This window comes from Shewanella violacea DSS12, assembly GCF_000091325.1.
Lineage (GTDB): Bacteria > Pseudomonadota > Gammaproteobacteria > Enterobacterales > Shewanellaceae > Shewanella > Shewanella violacea.
Genome location: NC_014012.1, coordinates 3,608,703 through 3,621,364 on the forward strand (window position 1 = coordinate 3,608,703; position 12,662 = coordinate 3,621,364).

General features: G+C 44.1%; 13 protein-coding genes. 5 read left to right on the forward strand and 8 right to left on the reverse strand.

The genetic code is table 11. The features are described 5' to 3' along the window. The 3 genes from SVI_RS15045 to SVI_RS15055 all read left to right on the forward strand — a co-directional run bounded on the left by SVI_RS15045 (position 1) and on the right by SVI_RS15055 (position 3,102). Positions 1-222 carry a hypothetical protein gene (locus SVI_RS15045; RefSeq protein ID WP_013052451.1) on the forward strand — a complete coding sequence of 74 codons (222 nt, stop codon included), beginning with the start codon at positions 1-3 and terminating at the stop codon, positions 220-222. A gap of 306 nt (positions 223-528) precedes the next feature. Beyond that, positions 529-2,196 carry a DNA repair protein RecN gene (gene recN / locus SVI_RS15050; RefSeq protein ID WP_013052452.1) on the forward strand — a complete coding sequence of 556 codons (1,668 nt, stop codon included), beginning with the start codon at positions 529-531 and terminating at the stop codon, positions 2,194-2,196. Positions 2,197-2,331: 135 nt separating this feature from the next. Continuing rightward, entirely contained in the window at positions 2,332-3,102 is a 771-nt protein-coding gene (locus tag SVI_RS15055) for a TorF family putative porin (protein WP_013052453.1), read from the forward strand. A 654-nt stretch (positions 3,103-3,756) separates the two neighbouring features. Here SVI_RS15055 and SVI_RS15060 read toward each other — a convergent pair. Beyond that, positions 3,757-4,563 carry an AraC family transcriptional regulator gene (locus SVI_RS15060; protein WP_041420000.1) on the reverse strand — a complete coding sequence of 269 codons (807 nt, stop codon included), beginning with the start codon at positions 4,561-4,563 and terminating at the stop codon, positions 3,757-3,759. 413 nt (positions 4,564-4,976) lie between these two features. Here SVI_RS15060 and SVI_RS15065 point away from each other — a divergent pair, with 413 nt between their 5' ends. After that, a complete protein-coding gene (locus tag SVI_RS15065; RefSeq protein WP_013052456.1) occupies positions 4,977-5,708 on the forward strand; it encodes a type 1 glutamine amidotransferase in 732 nt (243 codons plus the stop codon). 290 nt (positions 5,709-5,998) lie between these two features. Continuing rightward, complete coding sequence (locus SVI_RS15075; protein ID WP_013052458.1) at positions 5,999-6,688, forward strand: MOSC domain-containing protein; 690 nt, start codon at positions 5,999-6,001, stop codon at positions 6,686-6,688. 338 nt (positions 6,689-7,026) lie between these two features. Here SVI_RS15075 and SVI_RS15080 read toward each other — a convergent pair whose 3' ends face one another. From SVI_RS15080 to ribD, 7 genes are all read right to left on the reverse strand, one after another. Next, the gene (locus SVI_RS15080; RefSeq protein WP_013052460.1) at positions 7,027-7,521 is read right to left on the reverse strand and encodes a phosphatidylglycerophosphatase A family protein; all 495 of its coding nucleotides are present in this window, start codon (positions 7,519-7,521) and stop codon (positions 7,027-7,029) included. Continuing rightward, on the reverse strand, positions 7,521-8,480 hold the full coding sequence (gene thiL / locus SVI_RS15085) for a thiamine-phosphate kinase (protein WP_013052461.1): 960 nt from the start codon (positions 8,478-8,480) through the stop codon (positions 7,521-7,523). Before thiL ends, SVI_RS15080 begins: the two co-directional genes overlap by 1 nt. Before the next feature lie 105 nt (positions 8,481-8,585). Further along, positions 8,586-8,990, reverse strand: coding sequence for a transcription antitermination factor NusB (nusB, locus tag SVI_RS15090; RefSeq protein WP_013052462.1), 405 nt, complete (start codon positions 8,988-8,990; stop codon positions 8,586-8,588). 8 nt (positions 8,991-8,998) lie between these two features. Further along, positions 8,999-9,481, reverse strand: coding sequence for a 6,7-dimethyl-8-ribityllumazine synthase (gene ribH / locus SVI_RS15095; RefSeq protein ID WP_013052463.1), 483 nt, complete (start codon positions 9,479-9,481; stop codon positions 8,999-9,001). 123 nt (positions 9,482-9,604) lie between these two features. After that, positions 9,605-10,708 carry a bifunctional 3,4-dihydroxy-2-butanone-4-phosphate synthase/GTP cyclohydrolase II gene (gene ribBA / locus SVI_RS15100; RefSeq protein ID WP_013052464.1) on the reverse strand — a complete coding sequence of 368 codons (1,104 nt, stop codon included), beginning with the start codon at positions 10,706-10,708 and terminating at the stop codon, positions 9,605-9,607. A gap of 109 nt (positions 10,709-10,817) precedes the next feature. Further along, positions 10,818-11,480 carry a riboflavin synthase gene (locus tag SVI_RS15105; protein WP_013052465.1) on the reverse strand — a complete coding sequence of 221 codons (663 nt, stop codon included), beginning with the start codon at positions 11,478-11,480 and terminating at the stop codon, positions 10,818-10,820. Positions 11,481-11,483: 3 nt separating this feature from the next. Then, entirely contained in the window at positions 11,484-12,623 is a 1,140-nt protein-coding gene (gene ribD / locus SVI_RS15110; RefSeq protein ID WP_013052466.1) for a bifunctional diaminohydroxyphosphoribosylaminopyrimidine deaminase/5-amino-6-(5-phosphoribosylamino)uracil reductase RibD, read from the reverse strand. Between the last annotated feature and the right edge of the window lie 39 nt (positions 12,624-12,662).

Genomic DNA, 12,662 nt, shown 5'->3' on the forward strand with positions numbered 1-12,662 from the left:
ATGAGAAAATTGATTTATGAAGGCCATATTCTGATTAATTCAGAAGGCCAGACAGATACTTGGAAACTCACCATAGGTGAGAAAACCAGTGTGGGTTCTCTGTTTGAGTTAAGAAGACAGATCAACTTTTTTCAAGAACTCGGTGTTCTCCCTCCAATGAGAGACAATATGCCTGCCGAGGAGTCCAAGATAAAGCGCTCTAAAAAGAGGCTAGGTAAATAAAACAAACACAAGCAGCCTTATGATATAAGGCTTAATAGCCTAGTTCGCCATACTTGAGAGTATTTGTTCTAGGCTCGCTTATCCAAAAGATAAACTCCTGTCACTAGATACAATTCATGGGTACTTACTCGCTTCCTAAGCCACTACAGCCAGTCGTGTTCTTATTGTCCCCTAGAATACAGAATGAAAAACTCGTCACTATTTACCCTAGATAAAAATAAAATTGAACATAATTCACTCAAAGCTTTACTGTATATAAAATCAGTATATACTGTTTAAAAACACAGTACATTAGAGGGTGTCATTATGCTTTGCCAACTCACCATCAATAATTTTGCCATCGTCCGCTTTCTGGAGCTGGACTTCAAACCTGGGATGACCAGTATTACAGGTGAAACCGGTGCGGGTAAATCCATCGCAATTGATGCCCTGGGCCTGTGCCTAGGTAACAGAGCCGATGCTGGCACAGTAAGGCCTGGTGCGACGAAAGCTGAAGTCAGTGCCAGATTCTCCTTAAATGACATTCCGATTGCCAAACGTTGGCTCGAAGATAATGATCTCGACCAGGATAATGATTGCATACTCAGGCGCACAGTTGGCAGTGATGGTCGCTCTAGGGCATACATCAATGGTAATCCTGTGCCATTATCACAGGCTAAGAATCTTGGCCAACTGCTTATAGGTATTCACGGTCAGCATGCCCACCATGCCATGCTCAAGAGTGAACATCAGCTTACTCTGTTAGACAGTTACGCCAATCATAAAATGCTACTGGATACAGTCACGGCAGGCTATCAACGCTGTAAACTGATAGAGAAGGAGCTTAAGGTCTTAACTCAGTCACAACAAGAGCGTATCTCTCGAAAGCAGCTACTCCAGTACCAAGTTGAAGAGCTAGATGAATTTAACCTTTCTGCTGGTGAATTTGAGGAGATAGAGGCTGAGCACAAGAAACTCGCCAATGGCACAGCCTTGGTCGAGGCCTGTAAAAATGAGTTGTTCATCTTGCAGGAAAATGATCAGGGCAGCGTCGAATCCTTGATCAATGCGGGTATCACTCAAGCCCATGAGCTCGAGTCATATGATCCTCTGCTGAAAAATGTCGTTAGCATGCTAAATGAAGCCCTTATTCAAGTTCAAGAGAGCAGCAGCGAGCTGGAGAATTACTTAGCAGGATTGGAACTGGATCCGGAACATTTTACCCACTTAGAGCTGAGATTATCCAAAACCATGGAGTTGGCGCGTAAACATCACGTCAGCCCGAACGAGCTAGCCGCTCACCATCTCACACTTAGAACTGAGCTAAGCTCCCTAGATTCTGACGAAGAAGCCTTAGACGAACTCAGACAACAAGTTGCCGCCAGTAAAGACAGCTATTTGGTACATGCCAAAAAACTCAGTCAGAGTCGTAGTCGTTATGCCAAAGAGCTAGACAAGCAAGTCACTCAATCTATCCATGAATTGAACATGCCGAAGGGAAAATTTACTATTTCGGTCACATTCAATGAAGAACTCAATTCCCCCAATGGCTGTGACACCATAGAGTTTCTCGTCACCACTAACCCAGGGCAACCTCTTCAGCCACTGTCGAAGGTAGCATCCGGTGGTGAGCTATCAAGAATAGGCTTAGGTATCCAAGTTATCACAGCCAAAAAAGTTTCGACCCCAACGCTCATTTTCGATGAAGTCGATGTAGGTATTTCAGGAGCGACTGCGGCCGTTGTTGGACGTATGCTGAGAAAATTAGGCGACTCGACTCAAGTGCTGTGTGTCACCCACCTACCTCAAGTTGCCGGTAACGGACACCAACACATGTTTGTCGACAAGAAGACTAAGGCTGGAAAGACTGAAACATCCATGACGCCATTGGACAGAAATCAACGCATCGAAGAGTTGGCCCGCTTACTGGGCGGCGATGAGATCACTAGCAATACATTAGCAAACGCTAAGGAGCTGTTATACCAAACGGTATAATACCTATTGGTAGTATAAACACGATTATCTACACAGGTAAATTGGATATAGATCTTGCCTTGGTCTATATTTTCCTTAGAGTCATTAGGTTAATGGCTTTAAGGAAACGAGCTAATCGGTAATAAGGCAAGGGATATGAATTATCTACTGAACACATGGAAAAGTGCGACTACCCTCTCTGTTTTTATAGTCACTAAAGCGCTTCATTTAGTCGCTTATCTGCTGCTTATTTTCACACTACCCAGTCAGGCTGATGGCAGCTTTTACGGTCATACGACAGTCACCACAGATCATAGAGCCTATGGGGTATCTTTGACTCAGACAGACCCTGCCGTACAGGTGCTCGCTGGATACGATGTCGGTAATGGTTTCTATCTGGGTACCTTCGTTTCGACATTCAATTTTATCGATGATGCCAGTCCCTTTGAGGCTGGTGAGAATCTGGAGACCGATGTTTATATTGGCTACCGACATCTATTCAACGAAAACGTGTATCTATCCGTCACCCTGTATCAATACCTTATTCAGGGCTCCAATGCTGCAGATATCAGCCTGGACTTTACCGAGCTGATGTTTGACCTATACACCCCCTACGGCCAATTCTCTTTTAGCCATACATTAAATAATATTTTAGGAGACTTGAGTCAAGCTAAGGCCTACCGAGTGGAATACAACAAGTCGCTTGCACTCTGGGACAGCGGAGTAAGTTTAGATATGCAGCTAGGATGGTGGGATACCAAGAAGGCTCTGGGCGATGCTTATACCTATTTCAATTTGGGAATAAGCAGTCCCATAGGTCCAGTAACTGCGTGCATCACTTATAATGGTACTAATAATGCGGGGCAAGACCTATTTGGCCATATCGCAGATCCCACCTTCTTTGCCAAAGTCACCTGGACATTTTAGCTTCCCCCGAGAGGCTATAACCAAGAGTCACTTGTAAGGCTAAATAGCCAGCATCGACCTTATAGGTTAAAGCTAGCTCTGACGCTCACTAGCATCATTTGTCTCTCTTGGCAGACCAATACGTCTAATAGCTTCCGCCCGTCGCTTCAGTCATTACCACCCCTTTTATTACAATCTTGAGTATCTTCCTGCGCTAAGTAATGACTTGCCTCTAGTCAGTCTTTCACTTCACCAAGGATAAACTTGTCTGCGTCATACAAAATCACGCCTTCCCCCTTAATGTCGATATACAGGTACTGACTTTTATGGATACACTTATTTGATAAAGCTGATGTCTGAGGCGCTCACGGGGTTCCATCACTACAAGCAGATAAAAGCTGCCATCAAAGAATTGCAAACTGTAGTCACGGCACATAGCAGTTAATAGACTTATAACTCGGGCAGATGGCGAGGGCGGTTGTCATTTTAATGGGGGTTAATCCTAATGGAGCGCCTGAAGGAAGCAGGACACGGAAATCTGATGAGCAATAAAAGTGCCTAGCTGGTGTTGATTCCATCTGCAGCCTGGCGGAGGAGTTTAACTTGGGAACACTAAAGATCAAAAGATAGAATATGCGCACTTTTCTTCCCTAGACTTAATACCAATAAAATTTCTCAGAGTTCATGATATTGGTGATTTCCATTAGCTCTGAACTGCTGCGGTGTGGTATCGAAATACACTTTAAATGCTTTGATATAGGAAGAGTCATTTTGGTAGCCAATCTTATCGGCAATGGCTTGTATCGTTAGATTTTCGTCTAGTAATGATAATGAGTATATTAATCGTAGATGTTGTCGCCACAGAGGAAATGAGGTCTTAAATTCTTTTACAAAAAGTCGCGATAGGGTTCGCTCTGAGGCTCCTACTTTCTCTCCCCACATTTTTAGTGACCAATCTAAAGCAGGCCTTTCGGTCAAGTAATCAAAAATGAGCTTTAAGCGTCTGTCTTGGGGTAATAATAATTGGAATGTAAACACTTCATCCCTAAGGATTTGATCATGTAGAACTTCTAAAAGGTGTAATAGTTCATCCTGATTGTCTGCCACCAGAGCCTTTCTGCGGATCTCTTGTAGTAACTCCTTGAGGAAAGGTGTCAAAGAGATGCTACGAACCTGCATGCTATAGGTTTTACAAAATTTTGGATTGATATAAATACCAATGAAGCTTGTATTGGATAGTGCTATTGACTGATGTTCAAGGGTTGCAGGAACAAATAAGGCTGAAGTATGAGGGACAAGGTGTTGATAGTATTCCGATTCAGTTTGAAGTAAGCCTTTAATCGGAAATATCACCTGATGCCAATCATGATGATGCCTGGTATCGACATAACCTTTAGGCATTTCAATTGTCTTGACCAAAGCGGGTGACCTTGGGTTGGCAGCCATCATCTCATTGGCTGATATAGTTTGACGGTTTGACATGGTTATATGTCCTTTCATCCTTATCAAGTCAAGGGATGACGAGACTAGCATATTAAGTAATTAGCACAAGGCGTCGACGATATCGGCCAACTGATACATAGATCTGCCATCTTAACAGGCTACCAAGATGGTCCTGAACGGTATCTCGCTATTAGCTATGTGGTTAACAAGGTAAGTAAGCAAATCCTCAAGCCATCTATTTATGTGATCCAGTTATGACTTATCCCGAGAAATGCGGCATTCCCACTACAGCTCGTTTAAATCATTCAAGCTTGGCATCACAGCCTTATGACTATAACTCATTCATTTGAGCCCGAGTTGACGGGTTAGCACTGTTATTTGTCTTTTTGTCATTATCCCGCCACTGATTTACCCAGCTATCATGGTCCTACTTACAAACCACTGGAGAATGTATGAAGTTCCATTTTGTTATTCATGAAGCTTTTGAAGGTGCTGGGTATTTTGAATACTGGTTGCATAAACGTGGTTATCAGAGCAGTTACTCCCGTGTCTATCTTGGACAGCCTCTCCCCAATGATGCCAAGAACTTTGATTGCTTAATTATATTAGGCGGCCCACAAAATCCATCTACAAGTATCGCAGAATGTTCATATTTTGATTCGGCAAGAGAACAGGCACTGATCCGCAATGCACATGATGATAGTAAAGCAGTTATTGGCGTTTGCCTTGGTGCTCAACTAATCGGAGAAGCACTGGGTGCTCAATATGAAAAAAGTCCACAAACAGAAATTGGCTATTTCCCGATCAAATTAACTCTAGAGGGGATTAATGACCCATTACTTGAGGCATTTGGTTTATCAGAGGTCGTAGGACACTGGCATAAGGATATGCCAGGGCTCACTGATTCAGCCAAAGTATTAGCGGTAAGTGAGGGATGCCCAAGACAAATTATTTGTTACTCAGACTTGGTCTATGGATTTCAATGCCATCTTGAGTTTATCAACTCCGACTTGCCAGATTTGATAGAGCAGAGTTCAGAGGATTTTTCTACCCGTGACAAGCATAGATTAGTGCAGTCAGAATCAAGAATACTCGATACGCCGACAAGCCATATGAACCAATTACTAGGCATTTTTTTAGACAAACTGGTAGCAACTTACTTAAAAAATAGGATTAAGATATGAGATATCAAGTTGAAATATCGAAAGAGAACAAATTACTTTTCAAAGTAGAGATAGAAAATATTAATAAGAAAGATAGAGATGATGCACTTGAAATACTCTTGAATCGATTTCCTCTTAATGCTGGATATCAAAGGCACGTTTTATACTCAGACAGTGAAACTCGATACTTAAAAATGACCAACAAAAGTATAGAGATTTTGGCCGCGCAGCCAATCTTCAAGTCTATGGGCTTACGATAAAAGAGCAGTACCTTGCTACTAACAACTTCAAGGTAAAAACTAGAGGTATATATGAAAAAGATAGGAATGGTAAATGCTGTATTGGTAGGGAAAATAGTGCCATTTGCTAAAGGTTCACAAAGTGCAATAAATAAGAAGTTAACGACTGATCGCCAACAGGCCTCAAGGTTGGGGTTTATTCATGACGAACAAGGTGATCGACGTTTTCACGGTGGAGTCGAAAAAGCGCTTCACTGCTATGCGAGTGAGCACTACCCGGAATGGCGCAAAGAACTAGGTGAAAAACCAATATTTCAAGCCCTAGGCGCTTTTGGTGAGAATATTAGTTCAATAGGTCTGAACGAAGATACAATTTGCCTAAAAGATAAGATTCGTATCGGAACAACACTGCTTGAAGTATCACAAGGGCGAATGCCCTGTTGGAAATTGAATATTAGATTTGAACAGCATGATATGGCACAAAGACTACAGAATACCTTACGAACTGGCTGGTATTTTAGAGTATTAGATGAAGGATATATAGGAGAAGGCGACGAGATTATCCTCTGTGACCGACCTTACCCTGACTGGCCGTTATCTAGAATAATGAAGTTAATTTTTGAAGGCTGTTTAGACGAGCAAGCACTACAGCAAGTATTAAATTTGCCTTTAGTCGACTCATGGAGAAAGCTAGTAGAGAATCGCTTGGAAAAACACTTGGTTGAAGACTGGTCTTCTCGCCTATATGGTCCCGAAGAGTAAACCTAATATAGGTGAGCGATTCACAGACTCACTTGATGATTATTAGTCCTAGGACCGCAACATCAGTTTTGACTAATAGATAATTAAGATTTTTATAGATATGAATAAATAATGAAACTGCAAGGTATCTGGAGAAACATCTTCGACCCCTTCCCCTCGAGTATAACTGCCGAAAAGAATGCTCACCTGAGCATCCACAATTAACGCTTGGTTTTGACGGCCCATTGCACTTCATGGGTTTTCAGCTCAGGCAGCTGATTTAATGAAGTATTCATGGTCTTTATAATCAGACTCAGACAAGGTATTACCTATACTCAAAATCAATTAGCGAAAAAAGACTAAGCGAAATAGTAAGCTAACACCTGCAAACAGATCAGCGAGAAAATACCGGCCAGTACATCATCGATCATGATACCAAAACCGCCTTCTACCTTGGCATCAAGCCAACGAATCGGCCAAGGCTTTAAGATATCGAAGAAGCGAAATAAGGCGAAGCCCACCACTAACCAGATCCAGCCCGCGGGAGCCGCTATCATGGTGATAAGTAATCCGGCAATTTCATCCCATACGATAGCCCCATGATCATGAACCCCCATATCTTTAGCGGCCTTATCACAGATATAAAAACCTGCAAGCACACTCAACAAGGTGAGCGCCAGATACCAAGGTAGGCTAAGGGGAGCCATCAGCAGGAATAACGGAATAGCGGCTAAGGTACCAAAGGTTCCCGGCGCTTTTGCCGCGAGTCCAGAACCAAATCCAAGTGCTAAAAAGTGGATGGGGTTCTTCAGGGAAAGATGAGTTAACGCTTTGTCTTTAGATAATATGTTCATTAGGAAAAATGCTCAAAACCTATGTTGGTCAGATTAAATGCCTCTCCATTGCGTATTAATCTCAGTTGTTTGTCTGACGTCACCTGTCCCACCTGGGTAAATTCGACGCAGGCATTGGCTAAAGCCGTCTCTAAGGCGCCTTTTTGTGCCTCAGGCACAGTAAAGAGCAGTTCATAATCCTCACCGCCGGTTAAGGCATAGCTTATGGCTTCTTGCTCTGATACCGAGTCTTTTACAGCCTGGGATAGCGGCAATAGATCCACATCGATAACCGCACCAACCTGAGAACGTTTCAGTACATGCAAAATATCCGATGCCAGACCATCTGAGAGATCTATGGCACTCGTGGCCAGATTTCGCAGCGATTGCCCCGCCAACACTCTCGGTGTCGGGTAGTAATGACGATTAATCAAATATTCGTTATATTCAACATCCACTCGCCTGTTACCTCGTATAACATCCAGGCCTAGTGCCGAGTCACCTAAGGTGCCGGTGACATAAATCCAGTCACCATTCTTGGCACCGCTTCGAGTCAGCGCGGTTCCAGTGGGCACTAACCCATTGATGGTGATGCTAATCGCACGCGGGCCACGAGTCGTGTCTCCACCTATGAGCGACACTCCGTAATACTCGGCGGCATCGAACAAACCTGTACTAAACTGCTCTAACCAGGTCTCATCCACATCAGGCAAAGTTAATGCCAGAGTCATCCATGCAGGCTCGGCGCCCATGGAAGCGAGATCGGATAAGTTAACTGCAAGGGATTTATAGCCTAAAGCTTGAGGAGGTATATCGGGGTAAAAATGGACATTCTCAACTAAGGTGTCACAGGAGATGGCAATGGATTTATTAGGAGCGGCCTGTACCAGCGCACAATCATCACCTATGCCCAACTCGACATCACGGCGCGTTTGACCACGGCGATTAAAGAAGTGTTCGATTAATTGAAATTCTTTCAAGGATTAGTCTGCCCGTATCTAAGTAAGATAAGTACATCTGATTTTATGATAAATACTGGATTCGCGAGGCAAAAAAAATGGCATCCTAAGATGCCGTTTTTCGTATTACTTACGACCCACTATCTTGTCGAGAATACCGTTGACAAACTTATGGCCATCTTCTGCACCAAAAGTTTTTGCCAGCTCGATAGCTTCGTTAATAGCAACCTTATAAGGCACATCCTTGCGGAATGTAAGCTCATAGGTCGCCATTCTCAATATCGCTTTCTCGATGGGCGAAACTTCATTAAATGGACGCTCTACATGAGGAATAATGAGTTCATCTATTTGAGCGTGTTTTGTTGCTGTTCCTGTGAATAACTCACGGAAATATGCGACATCGATACCATCGATTTTTTGCTCTGTAAGAAACTCATGCTCCACATCGGCAATATTATTTCCGCTTAACTGCCAAGAATAAATGGCTTGTACGGCTAAACGGCGGGCCTTGCGGCGCTCTGAAGGTTTCATCTTTATTCCTAATCTTGCAACTGCTGTTCTAGTTCTTGCAGGACGTTAACCATCTCCAGCAGACCAAGTGCGGCTTCACCACCCTTGTTACCTGCCTTAGTACCAGAGCGTTCAATCGCTTGCTCTATTGTATCGGTAGTTAACACACCGAATGAGACAGGAATATCAAACTCAAGTGCAACTTGAGCTAGTCCCTTGTTACATTCACCTGCAACAAAATCAAAATGTGGCGTTCCACCACGGATCACTGCACCGAGCGCAATAATTCCATCGAACTTACCGCTAGCGGCAACACGACGTGCGGCTAAAGGCAGCTCTACGGCTCCGGGGACTCGTACGACTGTGATGTTATCATCAGCGACTTGACCGAAACGCTTTAGTGTATCAACCGCGCCTTCGAGTAAACTCTCAACAAGAAAACTATTGAAACGTGATACTACGATAGCAACCTTGGCGTTTTTCGACTCGATATTACCTTGAACTATGTTCATTTATCTTACCTAAATTAGCTAATTTAACCGGCTCGGGCACGGAAGAGGCGGTATGATATCACAGCGCCTTAAGTTGTTCTCCATGCAAATCACAAGAATTTATTTAATTTGAATAGATTTTATCTATTCACTTATGTACTCGGTCACTTCTAAGCCGAAACCCGAAAGTGAATGATAACGTTTAGGAGAGCTGAGTAGACGCATCTTAGTCACTCCAACGTTGGCGAGGATCTGAGATCCTACCCCCACTTGACGAGAAGTTCCTTTCCACTTAGCTGCCGCAAGTGTCTGGCCACTGTCTTCAAGCTCGAAGGCTTTTACTTTTGCAAGAATATCACTGCTATGCTCTCTATTTCCCAAGAGAACTAAGACTCCGCCTTCATCGGCAATACGTTGCATCGCCTTCTCAAGGGACCAACTACGCTTCTGATCACGTTCCGAATGTAGTAGATCATTGAAGGTATTTTGCAGATGCACGCGTACCAAGACTTCCTCTTTAACTTCACCCTTGATCAATACATAGTGGAGCTGATTATCGATAGTGTCTCTAAAAGTCAGCATGTCGAATTCACCGAAACGTGTTGGCAGCTTACACTTAGCCTCACGTACCACATTACTCTCTTTGGTATTTCGATATTCGATAAGGTCGGCTATGGTGCCCATTTTAAGACCATGTTTTTTAGCAAAAATTTCAAGGTCAGGACGACGAGCCATGGTGCCATCTTCATTCAATATTTCGACAATCACAGATGATGCTTCAAAACCTGCCAGTCTGGCTAAATCACAGCCCGCCTCGGTATGACCGGCGCGAATAAGCACGCCGCCCTCTTTAGCCATCAAGGGAAAGATATGACCAGGCTGTACGATATCACTAGGCTTAGCCTCTTTAGCGACTGCGGCTAACACAGTTACCGCTCTGTCTTGGGCCGAAATACCTGTAGTAACCCCTTCAGCAGCCTCGATAGACATGGTGAAGTTGGTCGAGAACTGGGCATTGTTATTGGTAACCATCAGAGGTAAGTTCAGCTGCTGACAACGTGATTTTGTCAAGGTCTGACAAATTAAACCACGGCCGAAAGTCGCCATAAAGTTAATCGCTTCCGCCGTGACCATGTCTGCTGCCATGATCAGATCGCCTTCATTCTCACGATCTTCATCGTCCATCAAGATAACCATTTTACCGAGACGAATATCTTCGATGATCTCTTCTATACTGTGTAACGACATTGTAAGGCCTTAAAATTTTATAGTTTCGAGTATCTGGTTTAGGCAAAACAGCCAGTGAACCGATATTTTATTATCAATTTAATCTTCTATTTGCAGGTTTTGCTAGTCTCTAGCGCAAAAAACCCGAGCGAGCTAACAGATCCATAGTCACATTTGACTCAGGCACCGACGCTTCTTTATTGGTATAAGTCATTAAACGCTCTAAATGACGAGCTATCAAGTCAACTTCGATATTCACCTTGTCACCCGGCTTGAGGCTCTCAAGGGTCGTCTCTCCGGCAGTATGAGGCACAATTGTCAGTCTAAAACGATTATCTTTCACCTCATTAACTGTCAAGCTGACCCCATCTATGGTTATCGAGCCTTTATGGGCAATATAACGGGCTAAATCGACCGGTGCACTCAACCAAAACTCGATGGACTTGCCTCGATATTGCCTGACATCCACACTGGCTACACCGTCAACATGACCGCTAACCATGTGACCACCCAACCGGGTTGTTGGAGTCACGGCTTTTTCAAGGTTAACCTTGGTACCAACCTGATATTTGGCAAAGCCTGTCAGACTGACGGTTTCAGCCGAGATATCGGCGACATATCCATCACTTAAACATTCGACTACGGTCAAACACACGCCATTGGTGGCTATGCTATCCCCAAGACGCACATCGGACAGGTCGAGTTTATTACTCGCAACGTTAAGACGAATATCATCGCCTAATCTCTCTATCTTTCTTAAAGTCCCGACTGACTCTATGATCCCGGTAAACATGAATTATGACCTTATTTTTAACGTCAAACGGGTGTCACCACCCAATTTACGTTCATCGATTAATTCGACGGATGGAATATCTGCCATATCTGTATAATCAGGCAGAGAGATTAAATTGCGTCCGTTCGAGCCTAAAATTTTCATCGCCTGATAGAGGATTAACTCATCGGCATGATTCTGGCTTATGACACTACCAGCCAGTGTTGCTCCGGCCTCGATTAACACCGAATTATAGGTTTTACCTAAGTGAGCAAACAGGGCCGTTAACTCTACTCTGCCATCATTGTCAGATGCCAGAATGAGCCCGGAAACATGTTGCGGCCAAGTGTCTTTTTCAGCCTGAGGATAATCGATACAAGAAACCAGTAGGATAGGACTGGTAACAGTAAATAACTTAGCCGTGGAGGTGAGTCTGGCGCGGCTATCGAGTACCACCCTAAGAGGCTGGTGCAATGAGTCTGCATCGACTTGCTCCGATAACAAGCCTAGCTCACTGTGACGTACATTGAGGCATGGGTCATCCAGCAGCACAGTTTCTATGCCTGTGACCAAGGCTTCATTACGCGCTCTTAGACGCTGCACATCACGGCGAGACTCTGGACCTGTGATCCATTTTGATGCGCCGTTACTCAAGGCCGTCTTGCCATCTAGGCTAGAAGCAAGCTTTACCGTCACCCAAGGAAGTCCCCTCTCCATGCGTTTCATAAAACCTGGATTGATTCCAGCAGCCTCATCACTAAGCAGACCAACATCGACCTCTATGCCAGCATCTCTGAGCATCTTAATGCCTCGACCCGACACTTGAGGATTGGGATCTTCTACAGCCACTACAACACGGGAAATGCCGTGTTTAATCAGTGCTTCTGCGCAGGGAGGAGTGCGACCATAATGGCTGCAAGGTTCTAAGGTAACATAGGCTGTTGCGCCCTTTAGAGCAGCTTGACTGGCGCGCTTCGTGGCCATGGCTAAGGCGTGTACCTCGGCATGGGGGCCACCGGCTTGAATATGGAAACCTTCACCCAAAATCTGATCATCTAAGGTGATGACGCAACCGACGCAGGGATTAGGGCGAGTGGTATATAAGCCTCGACGTGCAAGTTTGATTGCACGGCTCATAAATTCAGTATCTTCTATTGACCACATAAGTTCACAGACCAAAAAAGTTTTAAAAAATCACTAATC